Annotated in this window: 18 protein-coding genes; 12 read left to right on the forward strand and 6 right to left on the reverse strand. The window is 70.8% G+C overall.

Annotated elements, in window-relative coordinates; translation table 11 throughout:
- The first annotated feature begins 141 nt into the window (after positions 1 to 141).
- The 3 genes from AW273_RS34810 to AW273_RS34820 all read left to right on the forward strand — a co-directional run bounded on the left by AW273_RS34810 (position 142) and on the right by AW273_RS34820 (position 5,588).
- A complete protein-coding gene (locus tag AW273_RS34810; protein ID WP_062357886.1) occupies positions 142 to 3,087 on the forward strand; it encodes a bifunctional [glutamine synthetase] adenylyltransferase/[glutamine synthetase]-adenylyl-L-tyrosine phosphorylase in 2,946 nt (981 codons plus the stop codon).
- 172 nt (positions 3,088 to 3,259) lie between these two features.
- Positions 3,260 to 4,432, forward strand: a complete 1,173-nt coding sequence (locus tag AW273_RS34815) for a hypothetical protein (RefSeq protein WP_198168520.1) — start codon at positions 3,260 to 3,262, stop codon at positions 4,430 to 4,432.
- 16 nt (positions 4,433 to 4,448) lie between these two features.
- Positions 4,449 to 5,588 (forward strand): Fic family protein, encoded by a 1,140-nt coding sequence (locus AW273_RS34820; protein ID WP_062357830.1) that lies wholly within the window; start codon positions 4,449 to 4,451, stop codon positions 5,586 to 5,588.
- On the opposite strand, the gene AW273_RS34825 is transcribed toward AW273_RS34820, so the two are convergent.
- Positions 5,585 to 6,223, reverse strand: coding sequence for a TetR/AcrR family transcriptional regulator (locus tag AW273_RS34825; protein ID WP_198168518.1), 639 nt, complete (start codon positions 6,221 to 6,223; stop codon positions 5,585 to 5,587). The genes AW273_RS34820 and AW273_RS34825 overlap by 4 nt on opposite strands.
- 52 nt (positions 6,224 to 6,275) lie before the next feature.
- Between AW273_RS34825 and AW273_RS36805 the strand changes: the two genes are divergently transcribed.
- Entirely contained in the window at positions 6,276 to 7,451 is a 1,176-nt protein-coding gene (locus AW273_RS36805) for a hemerythrin domain-containing protein (protein ID WP_062357834.1), read from the forward strand.
- A gap of 201 nt (positions 7,452 to 7,652) precedes the next feature.
- The gene (locus tag AW273_RS38290) at positions 7,653 to 8,420 is read left to right on the forward strand and encodes an NUDIX domain-containing protein (protein WP_083950290.1); all 768 of its coding nucleotides are present in this window, start codon (positions 7,653 to 7,655) and stop codon (positions 8,418 to 8,420) included.
- On the opposite strand, the gene glnA is transcribed toward AW273_RS38290, so the two are convergent.
- Positions 8,408 to 9,832, reverse strand: a complete 1,425-nt coding sequence (gene glnA, locus AW273_RS34840; protein WP_061300799.1) for a type I glutamate--ammonia ligase — start codon at positions 9,830 to 9,832, stop codon at positions 8,408 to 8,410. The two genes, AW273_RS38290 and glnA, sit on opposite strands and share 13 nt — an antisense overlap.
- A 188-nt stretch (positions 9,833 to 10,020) precedes the next feature.
- On the opposite strand from glnA, the gene AW273_RS34845 reads away from it, so the two are divergent.
- Complete coding sequence (locus AW273_RS34845) at positions 10,021 to 10,473, forward strand: RDD family protein (protein WP_062357836.1); 453 nt, start codon at positions 10,021 to 10,023, stop codon at positions 10,471 to 10,473.
- A 64-nt stretch (positions 10,474 to 10,537) separates the two neighbouring features.
- On the opposite strand, the gene AW273_RS34850 is transcribed toward AW273_RS34845, so the two are convergent.
- Both AW273_RS34850 and AW273_RS37685 read right to left on the reverse strand, forming a co-directional pair.
- Positions 10,538 to 11,314 (reverse strand): class I SAM-dependent methyltransferase, encoded by a 777-nt coding sequence (locus AW273_RS34850; protein WP_062357838.1) that lies wholly within the window; start codon positions 11,312 to 11,314, stop codon positions 10,538 to 10,540.
- Entirely contained in the window at positions 11,311 to 11,988 is a 678-nt protein-coding gene (locus AW273_RS37685) for a DUF4191 domain-containing protein (protein WP_062357841.1), read from the reverse strand. The genes AW273_RS34850 and AW273_RS37685 overlap by 4 nt, the downstream gene beginning before the upstream one ends.
- A 149-nt stretch (positions 11,989 to 12,137) precedes the next feature.
- Here AW273_RS37685 and AW273_RS34860 point away from each other — a divergent pair, with 149 nt between their 5' ends.
- From AW273_RS34860 to AW273_RS34885, 6 genes are all read left to right on the forward strand, one after another.
- On the forward strand, positions 12,138 to 13,142 hold the full coding sequence (locus tag AW273_RS34860; RefSeq protein ID WP_062357844.1) for a LacI family DNA-binding transcriptional regulator: 1,005 nt from the start codon (positions 12,138 to 12,140) through the stop codon (positions 13,140 to 13,142).
- A complete protein-coding gene (locus AW273_RS34865) occupies positions 13,139 to 14,380 on the forward strand; it encodes an extracellular solute-binding protein (RefSeq protein WP_062357846.1) in 1,242 nt (413 codons plus the stop codon). The genes AW273_RS34860 and AW273_RS34865 overlap by 4 nt, the downstream gene beginning before the upstream one ends.
- 78 nt (positions 14,381 to 14,458) lie before the next feature.
- On the forward strand, positions 14,459 to 15,313 hold the full coding sequence (locus AW273_RS34870; RefSeq protein WP_062357892.1) for a carbohydrate ABC transporter permease: 855 nt from the start codon (positions 14,459 to 14,461) through the stop codon (positions 15,311 to 15,313).
- A complete protein-coding gene (locus AW273_RS34875; protein WP_062357848.1) occupies positions 15,310 to 16,119 on the forward strand; it encodes a carbohydrate ABC transporter permease in 810 nt (269 codons plus the stop codon). Before AW273_RS34870 ends, AW273_RS34875 begins: the two co-directional genes overlap by 4 nt.
- 10 nt (positions 16,120 to 16,129) lie before the next feature.
- Complete coding sequence (locus AW273_RS34880; RefSeq protein ID WP_083950293.1) at positions 16,130 to 17,617, forward strand: glucoamylase family protein; 1,488 nt, start codon at positions 16,130 to 16,132, stop codon at positions 17,615 to 17,617.
- A complete protein-coding gene (locus tag AW273_RS34885; protein ID WP_157556464.1) occupies positions 17,614 to 19,332 on the forward strand; it encodes a GH39 family glycosyl hydrolase in 1,719 nt (572 codons plus the stop codon). Before AW273_RS34880 ends, AW273_RS34885 begins: the two co-directional genes overlap by 4 nt.
- 91 nt (positions 19,333 to 19,423) lie before the next feature.
- Here the strand turns inward: AW273_RS34885 and lipA are convergent, their stop codons facing one another.
- Both lipA and AW273_RS34895 read right to left on the reverse strand, forming a co-directional pair.
- On the reverse strand, positions 19,424 to 20,353 hold the full coding sequence (gene lipA, locus AW273_RS34890; protein ID WP_062357853.1) for a lipoyl synthase: 930 nt from the start codon (positions 20,351 to 20,353) through the stop codon (positions 19,424 to 19,426).
- Positions 20,354 to 20,374: 21 nt separating this feature from the next.
- Positions 20,375 to 21,343 carry a M48 family metallopeptidase gene (locus AW273_RS34895; protein ID WP_157556466.1) on the reverse strand — a complete coding sequence of 323 codons (969 nt, stop codon included), beginning with the start codon at positions 21,341 to 21,343 and terminating at the stop codon, positions 20,375 to 20,377.
- Positions 21,344 to 21,366: the final 23 nt, after the last annotated feature.

Below are 21,366 nucleotides of genomic sequence, written 5' to 3' on the forward strand. Positions count from 1 at the left end.
ACACGGCCATGAAACTGAGAAACGCGGGGTAACAGGTCAAGTGGTCATGTCGCGAGGATTCCTCCTGGAAAAGGAAGACCATTGCGCATTGACGTCGCGGACATCGAGGCGGAGGAAGGACCGGTGAACGCCGCGTTCCGGATGCAGACCACCGCCGGGCGCCTGGCCCGCCTCGGATTCGCCGATGGCGCCAGGGCCGAACGGCTGCTGGACGCGCTCGGCCCCGAGGCCGTCGCCGACTTCGACCTCCTCGACGACCTGGTCTCCGCCGCCGACCCCGATCTCGCCCTGACCTCGCTGAGCCGGCTGGTCGAACGCGACCCGAGCGTGCTCGGCGCGCTGCGCGCCGATCCCGGCCTGCGCCGCCGCCTGCTGCGGGTGCTCGGCCTGAGCGCCGCCCTCGGCGACCACGTGGTCCGCCACCCCGAACACGTCACCGGCCCCGACCCGGAAGAACCGCTGACCCACCGCGAGGAGCTGCTGTTCGCCGTCGGCGCCGACCCGACGCTGCCCGAGCCGGTCGCGTCGGGCGAGCAGGCCCTCGACGCCCTGCGGGCCTCCTACCGGGGCCGCCTGCTCCACCTGGCCGGGCTCGACGTCACCGGCGTGCTCACCCTGGCCGAGATCGCCACCGAGTTGTCCGACCTGGCCGCCGCCGCGCTCGACGCCGCCCTCGCCGTCGCCCGCGCCGAGACCCCCGGCTGGGAGCAGGCCCGGCTGGCCGTCATCGGCATGGGCAAGTGCGGCGCCCGCGAGCTCAACTACATCTCCGACGTCGACGTCGTCTTCGTGGCCGAGCCGAAGGAGGGCGTCGACGAGGCGCTCGCCCTGAAGTCGGCGACCAAGCTGGCCCAGGCCATGATGCGGGCCTGCTCGACCAGCACCCCCGAGGGCTCGTTGTGGGAGGTCGACGCCGGGCTGCGCCCCGAGGGCAAGATGGGCCCGCTGGTCCGCACCCTCGACAGCCACCTGACCTACTACCGCCGCTGGGCCAAGACCTGGGAGTTCCAGGCCCTGCTGAAGGCGCGGCCGGTCGCCGGCGACGTGGAACTGGGCGAGGAGTACGTCGAGCTCGTCAACGACATGGTGTGGGAGGCCGCGGCCCGCGACAACTTCGTGGAGGACGTGCAGGCCATGCGGCGCCGGGTCGAGGCCCACGTACGGGTCTCCGAGGCCGAGCGGCAGATCAAGCTCGGGCCGGGCGGGCTGCGCGACATCGAGTTCGCGGTGCAGCTCCTCCAGCTCGTCCACGGCCGCACCGACCCGCTGCTGCGCCGCAAGGCCACCCTGCCCGCGCTGGCCGCCCTGTCGCGCGGCGGCTACGTCGGCCGCGACGACGCCAAGGCGCTGGCCGAGGCCTACTCGTTCCTGCGCCACGTCGAGCACCTGCTCCAGCTCCACCGGCTGCGGCGCACCCACGTCGTCCCGTCCGACAGCGCCGACCTGCGGCGGATCGGCCGGGGCCTGGGCATGCTGACCGACCCGGTCGGCGAGTTCACCACGACCTGGAAGCGCCACGCCCTCGAAGTGCGCCGGCTGCACGAGAAGCTGTTCTACCGGCCGCTGCTCCAGGCCGCCGCCCGGCTGCCCTCCGAGGAGGCCCGCCTGTCGACCTCGGCCGCCCACGTGCGGCTGGAGGCGCTCGGCTACGCCGACCCGTCCGGGGCCCTGCGCCACATCAGCGCACTGACCAGCGGCGTCTCCCGGCGCGCGGCCATCCAGCGCACGCTGCTGCCGGTCATGCTCGGCTGGTTCGCCGACGCCCCCGACCCCGACGCGGGCCTGCTCGGCTTCCGCCAGATCAGCGACAAGCTCGGCGCCACCCCGTGGTACCTGCGGCTGCTCCGCGACGAGACGGCCGTGGCCGAACGCCTGGCCCGGCTGCTCGGCACCTCCCGCTACGTCACGACGCTGCTCCAGCACGCCCCCGACGCGGTGGCCATGCTCGGGTCGTCCACCGACCTGGCCGTCCGCCCCGTCGAGGCCCTCCACGCCGAGGCGAACGCGGCCGTGGCCCGCTACGGCCAGGACGCCGAGTCGTCGGTGGCGGCGGTCCGCGCGCTGCGCCGGCGGGAGCTGTTCCGGGTGGCCTGCGCCGACCTCGGCGGCCATCTCGACATCGAGGGCGTCGGGCAGGCGTTGTCGGAGCTCAACGACGCGACCATCGAAGGGGCGCTCAACGCGGCCGTCCGCAAGGTGACCGAGGAACGCCGGGGCGAGTTCCCGACCCGGATGGCGGTCATCGCGATGGGGCGGCTGGGCGGCTTCGAGTGCTCGTACAGCAGCGACGCCGACGTCATGTTCGTGCACGCCCCGCTCCCCGGCGCGGAGGAGAAGGACGCCACCGACGCGGCCCACGCGGTCGCCGAGGAACTGCGCCGCCTGCTGATCCTCCCGACGCCCGAGCCGCCGCTGGCCGTCGACGCGGGCCTGCGCCCCGAAGGCCGCCAGGGCCCGCTGGTCCGCACGATCTCCTCCTACCGCGCCTACTACGAACGCTGGTCGTCGCCGTGGGAGGCCCAGGCGCTGCTGCGGGCCCGCTTCTGCGCGGGCGACTTCGACCTCGGCACCGAGTTCACGGCCCTGATCGACCCGCTGCGCTACCGCGAGGAGGGCCTGGCCCCCGACGCCCTGCTGCAGATCCGCAAACTGAAGGCCCGCATGGAGGCCGAACGCCTGCCCCGCGGCGCCGACCCGACCCTCCACACGAAGCTGGGACGCGGCGGGTTGTCCGACGTGGAGTGGGTGGCCCAGCTCCTCCAGTTGCGCCACGCGGGCACGGTCCCCGCCCTGCGCACCACCCGCACCCTCGACACGTTGCGCTCGGCGGTCGGCGAGGGACTGCTGAACGCGGCCGACGAGCAGACCCTCGCCGACGCCTGGCGCTTCGCCTCCCGAGTGCGCGACGCGATCATGCTGGTCAAGGGCCGCTCGGCCGACTCGATCCCGGGGCTGGTCCGGGAGCGGGCCCTGGTGTCCCGCGCCTTGGGCTACCCACCGGACGGGTCGGAGGACTTCATCGACGACTACCGCCGGACGACCCGGCGAGCTCGCGCGGTGGTCGAAAGGGTCTTCTACGAAGACTGAAATCCGGGACTGAAATCCGGGCGGCGGTGTCCGGACAGCGCTCCGCGCTGTCCGGAAATTTCATGACACGGAAGGTGTCGTGAAGTTCGGCTGACCGGGAATCTTGCGTTTCCCTACCAAGCGTGATCACCCTGTTGCGGCCGTGCCGGAGGGGGTGTATCACGGTCCCGTGGTGTCCTACTACGTGGATCTGGCCATCGGGCTGGTGCTGGCGTTCCTGCTGTTATCCCTCCTGGTCAGCGGCCTGAACGAGGGCATCGTCCGATTATTGGGGATCCGGAGCAAGTTCCTCTGGGCCTACCTGCGCGACACCCTCGACGGCGGCGAGCAGATCGAGAAGGTCTCCGGCCTGGTCCGCTTCCTCGACAAGCGGCTCCACGGCGTGACCGTCCTGGGACGCCGGCTCCGCAGCGCCCTCGCCGACCTGCTGCCGCCGCGCCGGAGCTCCACCCGCTCGCGGCTGCCCGCGACGATCCTCGGCGTCTTCGTCAAACTCCCCTTCGGCAAGGACCCCCGCCCCAAGTTCAGCCCCACCCCGGCCCCCGTCGACATCGCCCCCGCCACCGCCGCCGAGGCCCCCGCCCACCACCAGGGCGAACCCTTCACCGACCTGCTCCACGAGCGCCTCCAGGAGATCGACGAGGCGCGCCAGGGCAAGACGTCGATCGCCGAGATCCCTCCGTCCCGCTTCAGCGTCGCCGTCCTGGAGATCGCCAGCGAACGCGGCGGCGTCGACGCCCTGCTGGCCGAGCTGAAGCGCCTCGACTCGCCCCTCTACCGCCCGCTGGCCGGCCTGTGGGCCAAGGCGGGCGTCGACCTGGAGACCTTCCGCAAGGGCGTCGAGGGATGGTTCGACGGCGAGATGGAGCGCCTCACCGTCCTCTACCGTCGCTACGTGCGCGTCGCGGTCGGCATGTTGTCGTTGCTGGTCACCCTGCTGTTCAGCATGGACTCCCTCGAATACGGCAAGACCCTGCTCAACGACAGCGCCCACCGCTCGGCCATCGCCGCCTTCGCCGAGCAGGGCGAGGAGGCCCTGGCCCCGATCAAAGACCAGTGCGCGCCCGGCGCCGACACCTACGCGTGCGTGACCGAGGTGCTGAGCACCCCGGCCTTCGTGAAGATCTTCACCCACGCCCCGGTGAGCGTGGAGATGCCCGGCACGGGCACCCCGGTGTGGAAGTGGGGCGGCGGCGACTGGTGGGACCGGCTCAAGAGCCCGAGCCACTGGCCGGGCTTCCTGCTGACGCTGGTGGCGCTGCTGTTCGGTTCGTCGTTCTGGTGGGACATGCTCCGCCGCGTCACCGGCCTGAAGTCGAAGGCCCCGAACACCTCCCAGGGCTAGTCCGATGACGCGGTGCATGTTGTACCCCACTCCGCGAACCAGCGGCTCCGACGAGAGGGTGCTGGAACAGATCGACCAGATGCGGGAGGCTCTGCGGCACCAGATGCGGGCCGCCCCCGCCAAATGGACGGCGGGGATGCGGAAATACCTCACCGCCGATCTGGTGGCCGCGTCGAACTCCATCGAAGGGTTCCGGGTGTCCACGGTCGACGTGGAAGACCTGTTCGCGGGGGAGCGCGACGTCGACGTCTCCGCCGTCGACCGGGAGGAGACGCTCGCCTGCCGGCGCATGATGACCTACGTCCAGACGCTGCACGACGCCGCCGACTTCCGCTATGGAAAAGGGTTGCTCAACGGACTGCACTGGATGTTGCAGGGCCATCGGCACACCCCGCGCTCGCCCGCCGGCCAGTGGCGGCGCGGGCCGGTCTACGTAAGCGACGCCCGGGACCCCGGCATCGCCGCCTATACGGCGCCCGGCGCGGCGGACGTGCCCGCGCTGATGGCCGAGCTGGTCGACTGGCTGAACGCGCCCGACGGCAGCCATCCGCTGATCCGGGCGGCGATGGCGCACCTGCACCTCGTCTCGATCCACCCATGGGCCGACGGCAACGGGCGGCTGTCGCGGTCGCTGCAGACGCTCATGATCGGCCGTGAGGGGGTGCTGGCGCCGGAGTTCTCCTCCATCGAGGCGTGGCTGGGCCGCCCGGGGAACACCTGGGACTACTACCGCGAGCTGGCCGCCCGAGGCGCCGACTACCGGCCCGACCAGGACGTCTCGTCGTGGGTGCGGTTCAACCTGGTGGCCTATCACCAGCAGGCGCAGACCGTGGCGAAGCGGATCGAGCGGTCGGGCCGGGTGTGGGAGGCGCTTGAGGCGTTCGTCCGGGCGCTGGGCCTCGATTCCCGCATGGCCACGGCCCTGCACGACGTGGCCATGGAGGGCCGGGTGCGGCGCAGCCGCTACGAACAGGCCGAGGCCCTGAGCGTGCAGCAGGCGCAGCGGGATCTCCGCGATCTCACGGTCGCGGGCGTCATCGAGTCGGTCGGGCGGACCAGGGCCCGCTTCTACACCGCGGGACCCCGGTTCCCCGAGGAGGTGCGGGAGATCGCCCGCGAGCCGTTCACGCTGACCGATCCCTATCGGCAGGGCTAGTCGAGCAGCGTGCGTTCCAGCACCGAGATCGCCCAGTCGGCCCAGCGTTCCACTCCCCACCCCCGGTCGACCATCAGCGCCTGGACCGCCGGGGTGCTGAACAGCGCCCAGATCACGTCGGCCGCCTCCGCCGTCGGCACGCGCAGGCCCGGTTCCAGCGACTCGGCGATCTTCGTCATGTCGGCCAGGCGGCGTTGCTCATAGGTCTGGTACGCCGCCCCGATCTCCGCGTCGCCCCCCGCCGCGACGTGGAAGGCGTGCATGACCGGGAGCACCCGCGGCATGCCCTCGATCACCGCGTCGCGGAACCGGCGCAGGGCCGCGCGTGCGTCGGGTGTCTCCATGACCTCACGCAGCGGGGCGCGTTCGATCACGGGGACGGGGGTGTCGTCGCCGACGAGGGTGCGGTCGACGGCGGCGAGCAGCAGTGAGGCCTTGCCGCCCTGGCCGTAGACGGTCTCCACCGACACCCCGGCGCGGGCGGCGACGTCTTTCATCGTCGTCGCGGCGTAGCCCTTCTCGACGAAGCACGCCGTGGCGGCCTCGATCACGGCGGCGTGGGTGCGGCGGGCCTGTTCTTCGCGCAGGGGCGATCGGTAGCGCCTTGACGCGTCGGGTTTTTTGGCTACAGTCATCATGTATCCAATCAAGTTTGACTGGTTCGAATACTGTACCAAAGGAGACGTGATGGTGGCCACGACGACCGAACCGCCCCAGGTCCTGCGTCCGGAGGGGAGCATGTCGCGGGTCATCGCGGCCGACCCGTTACACCTCTACGAATGGGTGGCCGACGTCACCCGTACACCCGAATGGAGCCCCGAGACCCGCCGGTGCGACTGGCTCGGCGACGGGCGCGGGGTGGGCGCGCGGTTCCAGGGGCTCAACGTGTACGGCCTGTGGCGCTGGACCCGCGAGTGCGAGGTCGTCGCCGCCGACCCCGGACGCGAGTTCGCGTTCCGCACGGTCCCGGCCGGCAAGATCACCGACTCGACCGTCTGGAGCTACCGCTTCGAGCCCGCCGACGGCGGCACCCGCGTCACCCACTCCTACGAGATCGTGCGCCGCATGACCCCGGGCCAGCAGCGCGCGGCGGCCCTGATCATGCCCCGCCACCGCGACCGCCGCCCCGACATGGCAGGGTCGCTCGACCGCATGGCCGACCTCGTCGAAGGCCGCCGCAACGCCCGCCAGCCCCGGCTGGGCCAGTCGTGCACGGCCGAGGGCCCGATCCCGCTGGGCACCATGTACGTGATGCACCACGCCTTCCGCCGGGACCTGCGCGACCTTTCCCGCGCGGTGCCCGCCACCCCGCTCACCGACCGCGAGGCCTGGGCCGCCCTCGCCCGCCGCTGGACGTCCTTCGCCACCACCCTGCACCACCACCACACCATCGAGGACACCGCGATCTGGCCCCGCGTCCTGGAACGTGCCGACGTCGCCGCGACGATGGCCGCGATGGAGGCCGAGCACGACCTGATCGACCCGCTGCTCGACAAGTGCGCCGAGGGCTTCCACGGCATGACCCTGATCCCCGACGCCCGCACCCGCGAGACCCTGGCCGCCGACGTCGCCCGCTTCCGCGACGTGCTCGAAGACCACCTCGCCCATGAGGAGACCGAGGCGCTGCCGCTCATCCAGCGCCACCTGAGCCTGGCGGCCTGGCAGGACAGCGAGAAGGCCGCGCAGGCGGAGTTCAAGCTCGCCGACCTGAGCTTCACCCTGCCGTGGACGGCACTGGAGGTGCCCCCCGACACCTTCCGCGAGGCCCTGGCCGAGGGCGGGCCGATCCTCCGGCTGCTCCTGGCCCTGACCCGCCGCCGCTTCCTGCGCGAGCACCGCGTCGCCTTCAGATGGGCGTCGTGAGACGCACGCTGACGCGTTACGACTACAGGACCCACATCGTCGCTGCGTGACCGTCGGCGAGCCGGGTGGGATCCACCACCTACGGCACGCCCGGTCCCGGCACGCCGCTGACGGCCGGAACTCGGTTCGGCTGAGCGAGCACCTCCTCCCGGGGCACCCTGGTGACCGAGACCGACGAAGCGTCGTGAGGGGAGACGGTGCATGAGCGACACCACGTGGCAGCGGCTGGCCGGTCTGGTGGAGTGGCTCGACCGGTCGAGCCCCGACGGCCCGGAACGCCCGCTCCTCCGCGTCCTCAAGATCACCGAAGAGGCGGGCGAGGCCGCCGAGGCCGTGATCGGCCTGCTGGGCCACAACCCCCGCAAGGCCCGCGCCCACACCCGTCAGGACGTCGTGGACGAACTGTGCGACGTCGCCGTCACAGCCCTCATCGCCCTCGCCTCCTTCAGCGACGACCCCCGCGGCGACTACGAGTCCCACGTGGCGAAGGTCGCCGAACGGGCCGGGGTGCGGGTCCGGCAACGCCCGCCGAGGTTCCCCGTCTCGATCAAGGGCGTCGTCGTCCAGGACGACCGGGTGCTGCTGCTCCGCAACGAACGCGACGAATGGGAGCTGCCCGGGGGACGGCTCGAACTCGGCGAAGACCCGGCCGGCTGCCTGGCACGGGAGATCGAGGAGGAGACCGGCTGGCGGGCCGACGTCGGCCCGATCCTCGACTCCTGGCAGTACCACATCTTCGAGGGCGCCGACGTCCTGATCGTCACCTACGGCGTCACGGTCGCCACCGGCCGGCCGCCGGTCCTCAGTCACGAACACCGGGAGTTCGGCCTGTTCACCCAAGCGGAGGCCGCCGCGCTGCGTATGCCGGAGAACTACAGACGTTCGATCGCGACCTGGTTCACCCGGCAAAGAGAAAGGCCACCGGCGGAAACCGGTGGCCTGTCCCGAATCGACGATCAGACGTCGTAGTAGAGCTCGAACTCGTGCGGGTGCGGGCGCAGCCGGATCGGGTCGATCTCGTTCTCGCGCTTGTACGCGATCCACGTCTCGATCAGATCGGGCGTGAACACGCCGCCCTCAAGCAGGTAGTCGTGGTCGGCCTCAAGGGCGTCGAGCACCTCGGGGAGCGACCCCGGCACCTGCGGGACCGAACGCGCCTCCTCCGGGGGAAGCTCGTAGAGGTCCTTGTCGACCGGCTCCGGCGGCTCGATCTTGTTGCGGATGCCGTCGATGCCGGCCATCAGCATGGCCGCGAACGCGAAGTACGGGTTGCACGACGGGTCGGGCACCCGGAACTCGATGCGCTTGGCCTTCGGGTTCGAGCCGGTGATCGGGATGCGGACGCACGCCGACCGGTTGCGCTGGGAGTAGACCAGGTTGACCGGGGCCTCGTAGCCGGGCACGAGACGGTGGTAGGAGTTCACCGTCGGGTTCGTGAAGGCCAGCAGCGACGGCGCGTGCTTGAGCAGGCCGCCGATGTAGTAGCGGGCGATGTCCGACAGGCCGGCGTAGCCGACCTCGTCGTAGAACAGCGGCTCGCCGTCCTTCCACAACGACTGGTGGCAGTGCATGCCGGAGCCGTTGTCGCCGAAGATGGGCTTGGGCATGAAGGTGACCGTGTGGCCGAACTCCAGCGCCGTGCTCTTGATGATGTACTTGTAGAGCATCAGCTTGTCGGCGGTCTTGAGCAGCGTGCCGAAGCGGAAGTCGATCTCGGCCTGGCCGGCGGTGCCGACCTCGTGGTGCTGCATCTCGGTCTCGATGCCCGAGTCGATCAGACGGCGGACCATCTCCGAACGCAGGTCGGTGAAGTGGTCCATCGGCGGGACCGGGAAGTAGCCGCCCTTGTAGCGCGGCTTGTAGCCCAGGTTGCCGCCCTCGGTCGCGGTGCCGGTGTTCCAGGCGCCCTCGATCGAGTCGATGTAGTAGAACGACGAGTGCTGGTTGGTCTGGAAGCGCACGTCGTCGAAGATGTAGAACTCGGCCTCGGGGCCGAAGTAGACCGTGTCGGCGATGCCGGTGCCCTTGAGGTATTCCTCGGCCTTGCGCGCCACGTTACGCGGGTCGCGGCTGTAGGCCTCGCCGGTCAGCGGGTCGTGCACGAAGAAGTTGATGTTGAGCGTCTTGTGCTGGCGGAACGGGTCGATCACGGCCGTGGACGGGTCGGGCAGCAGCAGCATGTCCGACTCGTGGATGGCCTGGAAACCTCGGATGGACGACCCGTCGAACATGAGGCCGTCGGAGAAGACGTTCGGGCCGAAGTTCTCGACGGGGAAAGTGAAGTGGTGCGTCGTCCCCGGCAGGTCGGTGAACCTGACGTCAACGAACTGCACGCCTTCGTCCCGGATGTACGACAGGACGTCGTCGGCGGAGTTAAACACTCTCGAACCTCCCAGGGGCACTGGCTTAGCAGACTGAAAGTAGGACTGTGCCGTTTCCGTCCCATGTCTCGTTTGTTTCACACGTGTTAATGGGAAGCACGCTGTCGAAACCTGACCGCAGGGTGTAACTACCGGCGTCGCCGCAGGTCATCGTTACGACCGAATAGGGCGGCCATTACTCTGGAGTCATGAGCAGAGAACCCCGCTGGACGCAGACCTGGTTGAGCGGCACGCCCGCCGTTCAAGACTATCCGGGACAGCGGCTGGGCCTGCCTGAGCAGGGTAAAGGTTCGATCGCGCGGTTCGGCAGACGCCTCGGGGCGCTGTTCATCGACTGGCTGATCTGCGCGTGGGCGATCAGCCAGGGGCTGCTCCGGCTGACCGGCACCGACGCCGCCCTGGTCACCATCGGCATTCTCGCCCTCGAATACATCCTGCTCGTCGGCACGATGGGCATGACCTTCGGCATGCGCCTGCTCAACGTCAGGGTCGCCACCCTCGACGGCGGCCAGCCGTCGCCCAAGGCGGTGCTGATCCGGACCGTCCTGCTCGTCCTGGCGGTGCCGGCCCTGATCTTCGACAAGGACCAGCGCGGCCTCCACGACCGCGCCGCCGGAACCGTCGTCCTCAAAGAGAAGTAAATCCTTCGTCTCCGTTACGACTCCGCCTGCCCAGGCGCCGCCCGGGGCCGGCCGCCGCGCGGGCTCAGGGGGAGACGACCCGGAAGATCGCGGTCCCGGGGAAATGCCGCCCGCGCAGAGGACTCCACCCACCCCAGACCCGGTCGTGCGTGGCAGGCCATTCGGGTTCGATCAGCTCGTCGAGCCGCAGCCCCGCCCCGGTGATCGCCGTGATCCAGTCGCCCATCGTGCGGTGGTGTTCCACGTAGGTCACCTCGCCCGCCTCGTTCCGCTCCACGTAGGGCGTGCGGTCGAAGTAGGAGCGGTCGCTGGTCAGGCCGCCGGGGCCCGGGTCGTCGGGGAAGGCCCAGCGCATCGGGTGGGACACGGCGAAGACGAACCGCCCGCCCGGCTTCAGCACCCGGGCCACCTCGCGCAGGGCGCCCGTGGCGTCGGCGACGAACGGCATGGCGCCGAAGGCCGAGCAGGCCAGGTCGAAGGTGCCGGTGAGGAAGGGGATCTTCTCGGCGTCGGCCTGCACGACCGGCAGGGTCGTACCGGCGGACAGATCGATGCGGCGGGAGTGCTGCAACTGCCGGTGCGAGACGTCGAAGGCCGCCACCGACGCGCCCTGGGCGGCGAGGTAGCGCCCGCACTGGCCCGCGCCGCAGCCGACCTCCAGGATCGCCAGGCCGCGCACGTCGCCCAGCAGCCCCGCCTCGGCCTCGTCGAGGCCCTCGGGGCACCAGACGAACCCGTCGTCACGCAGGAACTCGCCGTGCTCGGCCTGGTAGTCGTCGGCCGCGGAGTCCCAGTAGCCCCGGTTCGCGCGCGCGGAGACGGCGCTGTCGGGCACGCTCACCGGGGGCGGACGCCCTTCGGCAGCCGGGCGCCCTTGGGCAGCGGGCCCTTCGGCATCGGGATCGACGGGGTCAGCGCGCGCATGCGGTTGTTGACCTCGGAGACGGCCGGCTTCTTGAGGTTGCGCGGCAGCTTCATCAGGTGGCGCTGGAGCCTGGCCAGCGGAATCTGACCCTCGCCGTCGCCGCACTGCACGTCGTAGACCGGCACGTCGATGGCGACCCGCTGGACCCGCTTCTTCTCGGCCACCAGCATCTTCTGGACGCGGGTGCCGGGGCCCTCGGAGACGAGGATCACGCCGGGGTAGCCGACCAGGCGGAAGACGAGGTCCTGCTCGCGGTTGACCGCGACCGGCTTCTCCTCGACCATCCAGTTGCCGCGCATGCCCTGGAGGATCGCGTAGACCGCGCCGGGCTGGCCGTCGAGCAGGGAGTACTGCGCACGCTGCGCGAACCGGCCGAACAGCAACATGCCGGCCAGCAGCGCGACCGGGATGCCGAGGATCAGCGCATACCAGAACGCGCCGGTCAGCAGGCCGATGACGACCGCCAGCGCGATCACCGCGACGACCGTCGCGTATACGATCGGCATCCCCTTGGGGTTGGCCTTCTTGATGATCTGAGCGACCATCCGGAGTTGCTTGATGCGGCCTGGGTTCGCCGAGTCCTTCGCCATGCCTGAAGGATACAAATCCCGGGCTCCAATCGTGAAAACGAGACCGGAGCCGACCGGAGCCGTAGTTATAAAACCGTAATAAAACTCGGTGTGATCCCCATGCGCACGGGCAGTGGAAGCGCTTACAGCCCAGAGCGAGGGGTCAACGGGTGTCCGATTCGACGATCTACGAAGTGGCGCGGCTGGCCGGGGTCTCGATCGCCACGGTCTCCCGGGCGCTGCGTGGCACCGGGCCGGTGTCGCCGGCGACCCGCGAGAAGGTGCGGCGGGCGGTCGAGCAGCTCAGGTTCACGCCGAGCCGCCTCGGGGTCTCGCTGGCCGAGGGCCGCCACGCCGCCAACGGGATCGTCTTCCCCGACCTGTCCGGCCCCTACTTCGGCGAGGTCCTCCTCGGCTACGAGGAGGTGGCCGCCGAACTCGGCCGGTCGGTGCTGATCCTGTCGACCCGGGACGGGGCCGGGATGCCGGAGACGGTGAAAGACCTGGCCACCCGGGTCGACGGGCTCGTCGTCTTCGGCCAGACGCTGCCCGGCGCGCTGCTCGCCGAACTGGCCGATTCGGGGTTGCCGATGGTCATGCTGGCCCGCGACGCCCACCCCGGCACCGAGGCCGTGCGGAGCGAGAATTCCGACGCCGCCGAGGCGCTCACCGTGCACCTGATCGCCCACGGGCACCGGAGGTTCGTGCTGGCCGGCGGCCACGACGAGGGCGACGTCAGCCAGCGGTGGACGGCCGTCGCCCGCACCCTCGGCCACCACGGCATCACCGCGCCGCGACCGGTGGAGTGCCCGTACACGGTCGAGGGCGGCCACGAAGCCGGGCTCCGGCTGCTGCGGGACCACCCCGACGTGGTCATGTGCGCCGACGACCAGGTCGCCCTCGGCGTGATCCTGGCCGCCGAGGAGCTCGGCCTGCGGATCCCGGACGACGTCGCCGTCACCGGCTGGGACGACATCATGGCCGCCCGCCACTCCCGGCCCGCCCTCACCACCGTGCGCCAGCCCCTGCGGGAGCTCGGCGCCGCCGCCGCCCGCCTCCTGGACGAGCTGATCGCCGGAGCGGAGCCCACGAACACCACGCGCGTCCTCGCCACCGACCTCGTCGTGCGGGCGAGTTGCGGCGTGCACCCCCCAGCACACCAGGAGGAGAAGTGAAGAAGTACGCCATCGGCCTGCTCGCCGTCGCCCTGGCCGCCACCGCCTGCGGCCGGGACTCCGGCGGGGCCGCGGAGGAGGCCCAGGCCGTCGACACCGCCAAGGCCGGCGGGACCGTCACCGTCTGGGCGATGGGCACCGAGGGGGAGAAGCTCGACGCCTTCGCCCAGAAGTTCGAGCAGGCCAACCCCGGCATCACGGTCAACGTGACCGCCCTGGGCTGGGACGTCGCCCACGACAAGATCACCGCCGCCATCGCCGGCAACGCCACCCCCGACGTCTCGATGATCGGCAACACCTGGCTGAGCGAGATGGTGAAGACCGGCGCGATCGAGCCCACCCCCGCCGGCCTGGTCGACCAGAACGCCTTCTTCCCCAGCGCGTGGGCCACCGGCGTCGTCGACGGCGCCGCCTACGGCATCCCCTGGTACGTCGAGACCCGCGCCTTCTACTACCGCACCGACCTGGTCAAGGACGCCAAGGCCCCCGCCACCTGGGACGAGGTCACCGGCTTCGTCAAGCGGCTCAAGGACGAGGGCGCCGGACTCGGCGTCGAGCAGAACTTCCGGACCGGCTCCTGGCAGGAGATCGCCCCGCTGCTCTACCAGGCCGGGGGCGACTTCCAGGCCGACGGCAAGTGGACCCTCGACACCCCGCAGATGGTGCAGGCCCTCGAACACTGGGGTTCGTTCTTCAAGGACGGCCTCGCCGTCACCGACCAGCCGACGGGCGCGTTCCCGCAGACCTTCGTCGCCGGTCGCGTCGGTGCCTTCTACTCCGGCCCGTGGATGATCACCACGATGGAGCAGGAGGGCGGCGACGGCTTCGAGGACAAGTTCGCCGTCGCGCCCTACCCGAAGGGCCCGTCCGGCGGCACCAGCCTGGTCGGCGGCAGCAACATGGTCGTCTTCAAGGACAAGCCGAACCGCGCCGCCGCCTGGAAGTTCCTCACCTGGCTGACCGACCCGAAGGTGCAGGCCGAGTGGTATACCACGGCCTCGTCGCTGCCCAGCGTCCAGGCCGCCTGGCGGGAGCCCGCGCTGACCGCCGACGAGCGGGTCCAGGTGTTCGGCGCGCAGCTCGAAGACGCCAAGCCCGCGCCCGCCGTGCCGACGTGGGAGCAGGTCGCCCGGGTGATGGAGACCGAGCTGGAGAAGTACGCCCTCGGCAAGCAGGACTCCGCCACGACCGCCAAGCGGATGCAGGAGCAGGCCGACCAGATCGGCACCGGGGCCTGAGCGATGGCGACCACGCTCGAAAGACCCGCGGTCCTGAAGCGACCGCCGGCGGTTCCGAGAAGGCCCGCGAACTCCTGGGTGGCGTGGATCTTCGTGCTGCCCTTCCTCGTCGTGTTCGTCGTGTTCTGGGCCGGTCCGCTGCTGGCCGGCCTCGGCATGAGCTTCACCGACATGCGCAGCACCGACGTCCGCGACCCGCTCGCCGTCGACGTCGTCGGCGTGGAGAACTACCTGCGCCTGTTCGACGACGAGCTGATGCGCAAGGCGGCGCTCAACACGCTGATCTTCGTGGTGACGACGCTCCCGCTGACGATCGTGCTCGGCCTGGCCGCCGCCGTCGCGCTCAACTCGGGGATCGCCCGGCTGCCCGCCGCGTTCTTCCGGCTGGGCTACTACACCCCGTACATCACCAGCATCATCGGCATCGCGGTGGCCTGGCGCTTCCTGCTCGACCCGGACGCCGGGCCGGTCAACCAGTTCCTCGGCTGGATCGGGATCGACGGCCCGGCCTGGTTGTCGGACGAGCGCACCGCCCTCCCGGTGATCATCGTGATGACGGCCTGGCGGAGCTTCGGGTTCGACATGGTCGTGCTGCTGGCGGCGCTCCAGGGCATCCCGAAGGAGCTCTACGAGGCCGCCGACATCGACGGCGCCGGGCGCCGGCAGCGGTTCCGGTCGGTCACCGTGCCGATGCTGAAGCCTGCGCTGTTGTTCTGCACGGTCTACTCGTCGATCGGGTTCGCCCAGTTCATGGAGGAACCCCTGGTCATGACCAAGGGGGGCCCGGCCGGGGCGACCACGTCGGCGTCGCTGGCCATCTACAACCAGTTCGGCGCGGGCGCCTACGGCTACGCGGGCGCCGCCGCGACCGTGTTGTTCACCGTGATCGTCGCGCTGGCGTTCCTCCAGTTCCGGATCGGGAGGCGGTCGTGAGACGTCGCGTGTCCACCTACGTCCTGCTCGCCGCCGGCCTGCTCGTGGTGGTCTTCCCGTTCCTGTGGACGTTGCTCGCCTCGTTCAAGCCCGAGGGCGAGATCCGGCGGAACCCGCCCACGCTGCTGCCGGCCGAGTGGACGGCGAGCAACTACACCGGCCTGTTCGAGCGGATGAACATGGGCACCGCGTTCCTCAACAGCGCGGTCATCGCGATCGCCCTGGTGGTCGCGAACCTGCTGTTCTGCTCGATGGTCGGCTACGCCTTCGCCAAGTTGCGGTTCCGGTTCAGGAACACCCTGTTCGGCCTGGTGATGGTGCAGATGATGGTGCCGGCGATCGTCGTGATGGTGCCGCAGTTCGTGCTGATCGCGAAGCTGGGCCTGGTCAACACGTTCCTGGGGATCGTGTTGCCGTTCGTGGTGGCGCCGCTCGGGATCTTCATGATGCGCCAGTTCATCGCCGACATCCCCGACGAGCTCCTCCAGGCGGCCCGCGTCGACGGGGCCAGGGAGTTCCGCGTCTTCTTCTCGATCGTGCTGCCGCTGTGCCGGCCCGCGCTCGCGACCCTGGGCCTGATCACGTTCATGACCTCGTGGAACAACTTCCTGTGGCCCGCCGTGGTGGCCCAGAGCGAGGACATGTACACCCTGCCCGTCGCGCTGGCCATCTTCAGCAACGCCCAGGCGACCCAGTACGGCCTGCTCATCGCGGGCGCCGTCGTGGTGGTCGCGCCCATCCTCCTGCTCTTCCTGTTCCTGCAGCGCTACTTCGTGCAGGGCATCGCCTCGACCGGACTCAAGTAAGGAACCGCGCATGCGAATGGCGCTGGCCGTGCTGCTGGCCGTATCCCCGGCGGCACCCGCGGAGAACACCCTGACGACCTACGCGAAGGACACCTGGAAGTCCATGGTGGCCATGGTCGACCCGGCGACGGGCCTGCCGGCCGACAAGATCGAGGGCGACCTCGACCCCGCCACGCGGGCCAAGGTGACCTCGCCGACCAACATCGCGACCTACCTGTGGAGCACGGTCGCGGCCCGGGACACCGGGATCATCTCGAAACGGGAGGCCGAGCAGCGGGTCGCCACGGTCCTGCGGAACGTCCAGAAGCTGGAACGCCATGAGCCGACCGGCCAGTTCTTCAACTGGTACGACCCCCACACGCTCGCACTCGTGACGACCTGGCCCGACAGCGGCGACCCGGTCGCCCCGTTCGCCTCCAGCGTCGACAACGGCTGGCTCGGCGCGGCCTTACTCATGATCCGCTCGGCCGTGCCGTCGGTCGCGCGGGAGGCCGACCGGCTGGTGCGCAGCATGGACTTCTCCTCCTACTACGACCCGCAGGGCGCCGCCGCCCAGGGCACCGGGCTCCTGCGCGGCGGGTTCTGGCCGGACGAGCCCGAGGGCTGCTCGACCCCCAGCGACTACAACGACTCCGGCACGACCGTCTACTCGACCTGCCACCACTACGGCGCGATGACCGAGACCCGGATCACCTCCTACGTCGGCATCGCCCTCGGCCAGATCCCCCGCGCGCACTACTTCGGCATGCTGCGCACCCACCCCAACGACGACTGCGCCTTCGGGTGGGCCGAGCAGCGGGCCGAGGGTTCGTGGCGGACGTTCGAGGGGGTCCGGGTCTTCCAGGGCACCTACGGCTACAAGGGCATGCGGCTGGTCCCCACGTGGGGCGGCAGCATGTTCGAGGCGCTGATGGTGCCGCAGCTCGTACCGGAGGACGTCTGGGGCGCGAAGTCGTGGGGCCGCAACCACCCGGTCTACGTGAAGGCCCAGAAGGTCCACGGGCTCGACGACGCCAAGTACGGCTACTGGGGCTTCTCCCCGTCGAACGACCCGGCCGGTGGCTACCGCGAGTACGGCGTCGACGCGCTCGGCATGGACACCGACGGCTACACCTCCGACCAGGAGCGCACCTCGGTCGACTACGGCTACGGCGACTGCCGCCCGGCCAAGCCCGAGCCCGCGGCCTACGGCGACGGCGTGGTGACCCCGCACGCCTCCTTCCTGGCGCTGCGCTACGCCGAGAAGGACGCGCTCGCCAACCTCGCCGAGATCAGGAAGGACTTCGACTCCTACGGCCCCGGCGGCTTCTACGACGCGGTGGCCGTGAAGAGCGGGACCGTCGCCAAGCAGTACCTCGCCCTCGACCAGGGCATGATCATGATCGCGCTCGGCAACCGGCTGACCGGGGACGGGCTGCGGGGCTACTTCGCCTCCCGCGACGTCGAGAGGGCCCTGAAGCCGGTGTTGTCGCAGGAGACCTGGGAGGTCCGTTCGTGAAGGCCCGTCACGACTGGCAGGCTCGCATCCATCGCCGGTCGGGGGAGGTGACCGCGGTCCCGCCCGTGGACCTTCCCCCGCCGGGGGGCCTGCGCGCCACCCCCGGCCGCGGCTGCGTGACCCTGACCTGGGAGCCGGTCCCGGGAGCGACCGGCTACACGGTCGAACGCTCGCCGTTCCGCGAGGGCCCCTACGGGGTGACGAGCCAGCCCGACGTGGACGTCGCGGCGGTGCCGTCGTGCCGTTACGTCGACACGGGCCAGGACCCGTGCTGGTACCGGGTGTCGGCGGTCGGCGGCCCGGCGGGCTCACCGGTGCACGGTTCGCCGGGCGGATCGGGCGTGACGCGGGTCGAGATCTCCGGAGATGTCGCCCGCGAACTCCCCCGGCCGTGGCGGTTCATGATCGGGTCGGAGCATCTGTCGTACCTGTTCGAGGAGAAGGAGCTCGTCGAGGCCCTCCGGCTGGCCCGCACGGAGCTGGGCGTGGCGACCGTCCGGGCCCACGCGATCCTGGACGAGGTCCGCGTCCTCGACGACGGCTACGACTTCTCGCGGGTGGACCAGATCTACGACACGATCACCGGCCTGGGGTTGAGCCCGATCGTCGAACTCTCCTTCATGCCGGCGGAACTGGCCGCCGACCCGTCGAAGACCGTCTTCGGCTACGAGGCGATCATCAGCCCCCCGAAGGACTGGGACGCCTGGGGCGACCTGGTCCGCGCCTTCACCCAGCACTGCGCCGACCGCTACGGCCTCCAGGAGCTGATCGACGACTGGGCCTTCGAGGTCTGGAACGAACCGAACCTGGAGGTCTTCTGGTCCGGCACCCCGGAGGAGTACTTCCGCCTGTACGCGATCAGCGCCGCCGCCGTGAAGGACGTGCACCCCGACCTGCGGGTGGGCGGCCCGTCGTCGGCCGCCAACGGCTGGGTCGAGGAGCTGATCGCCCGGGACCTGCCGGTCGACTTCGTCTCCACCCACACCTACGGCAACGCGCCCCTCGACTGGCGTCCGGCGCTGGCCAGGCACGGCCGGGAGGGCACCCCGATCTGGTGGACCGAATGGGGCCCGACCCCGACCCACTTCCACGGCATCGGCGACGGCCCGTTCGGCGCGTCCTTCCTCCTGCACGGCATGCGGTCGGCGGCGGGACGGGTGGAGTCGCTGTCGCACTGGGTGGCCTCCGACCACTTCGAGGAACTGGGCCGCCCGCCGAGGTTGTTCCACGGCGGCTTCGGCCTGCTGACCGTCGGCAACCTGCGCAAACCCCGCTGGTGGGCGCTCGAACTGGCGAACCGCCTCGGCGACGCGGAACTGGCCGCCAAGGTCGAGGGCGACGCCGGGGGAGTGGAGGTCTGGGCCGCCCGCCGCGCCGACGGCACGGTCGGCGTCCTGCTCTGGAACGGCACCCTGAACCAGGCGAAGGCCGACGGCGACCCCGGCCTGTCCCGGACGGTGACGCTGACCATCAGTGACCTGGCCGAGGGCGACCACACGGTCACCCACCACCGCATCGACGAACGCCACTCCAACATCCGCGCCCACTGGCACGGGAAGACCGACTGGCCGACCGGCGAGGAATGGGAGACCCTGCGGGCGGCCAACGTCCTGGAGGAGCTCACCCCGCCGGTGACCACGAGCGGCCCGTCGATCAGGGTGGCCTTCGACCTCCCGATGCCGGGTGTCTCCTACCTGGAGATCACCCGACTGTAGGTGAGGTTCGCTGATCCCGGTGCCGGAAGTGCTCCGGCACGTATAAAAACGGCCGGGGAGTCGTCTCCCCGGCCGTTCCCGTCTGTCCGGCTCAGGCGCGGGCGCGCTGCTCGATCGCCTGCTGGTAGAGCCTTCCGGCCCGGTAGGACGAGCGGACCAGGGGGCCCGACAACACCCCGGCGAAGCCGATCGCCTCGGCCTCGGCCTGGAGCTCGACGAACTCCTCGGGCTTGACCCACCGCTCCACCGGGTGGTGGCGCGGCGTGGGCCGCAGGTACTGCGTGATGGTCAGCAGGTCGGTGCCCGCCTCGTGGAGGTCGCGCATCGCCTGGACGACCTCCTCCCGCTCCTCGCCCATGCCGAGGATGAGGTTCGACTTGGTCACCATGCCGGCCTCGCGGGCCATGGTGATCACGCCGAGGGAGCGCTCGTAGCGGAAGGCGGGGCGGATGCGCTTGAAGATCCGCGGCACCGTCTCGATGTTGTGGGCGAACACCTCGGGCCGGGCGGAGAAGACCTCGGCGAGCTGGTCGGGGTTGCCGTTGAAGTCGGGCACGAGCAGTTCGACGCCGCAGCCGGGGAGCAGCGAGTGGATCTGCCGGGCGGTCTCGGCGTAGAGCCAGGCGCCGCCGTCGGGGAGGTCGTCGCGGGCCACGCCGGTCACGGTCGCGTAGCGCAGGCCCATCTGCTGGACCGACTCGGCGACGCGCCGGGGCTCGTCGCGGTCGTACTCGGCGGGTTTGCCGGTGTCGATCTGGCAGAAGTCGCAGCGCCGGGTGCACTGGTCGCCGCCGATCAGGAAGGTCGCCTCGCGGTCTTCCCAGCATTCGTAGATGTTCGGGCAACCCGCCTCTTCGCACACCGTGTGCAGGCCCTCGCGGCGGACGAGGGATTTCAGTTCGGTGTATTCAGGGCCCGTCTTCAGCCGGGTCTTGATCCACGCTGGTTTGCGTTCGATCGGGGTCTGGCTGTTGCGCACCTCCAGGCGGAGGAGCTTACGGCCGTCAGGGGCAACACTCACCTTGACAGCTTATGCCCTCGCTCAGGACAGCAGGCCAAGCCCCCTGACCGCCCGTTCGTAGTGCACCCGCAGCTCCTGATCGACGTGTTCCGACTCGGTCAGCACGGCCACCGGGGGGCCGGGGTCGCCGGAGGTCATCTCGCGCACCGCCGCCCGGTCGAGGGCGGCCCGGCGGATGGTGGTCACGTCCTCGCCGCGCAGCGCGGCGGCCTGCATCGGGGCCAGGTAGCTCCGGGAGGTGATCACCTCGGCGAGTTCGGCGATGGCGTCCGGGCCGGCGACGGCCGCCGCCGTCGCCGCGATGCCGGCCTCCGCGCGGGCCGTGGCCGCCCGGGTCAGCCGGTCGAGCACGGCCCCCGCCACCACCGCCGGCCATCCCACGATCCAGCCCAGCATCCGGCCGAACCAGCCGGCCGTCTCGTAGGCGGTCTTGGGCGCCCACGCCCCCAGCGTCATGGCCATCTCCAGGTGGGCCCGCTGCCGCACCTCGTTGGCGCCCAGCCCGAACAGGGCCACCTTGACCTCGGCGAGCGTCGCCTTCGCCCCGCCCACGATCACGCCGTCGTCGAGCCGGTCCTGGGCGCACGCCGTCGCCAGCAGGGCCACCCGCAGCGACGGGGACAGGGCCAGCCAGACGGGCAGGCCGATCGTCAGCACCGGCCGCCGCCGCAGGCCGACCCGCTCGTAGGTCGCGCCCAGGCCCAGGTCGTGGACGGCCACCAGCGGCCGGGGCACCCCGGCTTCGGCGGCCACCCGGGCCGCGAGGCCGTACAGGAACGGGGCCTCGTCCTCGGGGAGGACCTCGGCGTCGGGCGGCACCCGCCCCAGGCGGGGCCGGAGCATGACCCCGACCGCGACCAGGAACAGGCCGAGCAGCCAGGCGGGCGGGAAACCGGGCGCCGCGGCGACCAGCGCGACGCCGACGGCCACGAACGCGAGCGTGAACAGGTGCACCACGAGGGCCACCAGGACGGCCGGCACGCGAGACATGTCAGCATTGTGCAGATCGGCGG

Origin of the sequence: Herbidospora yilanensis (genome assembly GCF_001570565.1) — a bacterium.
Taxonomy (GTDB): Bacteria; Actinomycetota; Actinomycetes; order Streptosporangiales; family Streptosporangiaceae; genus Herbidospora; species Herbidospora yilanensis.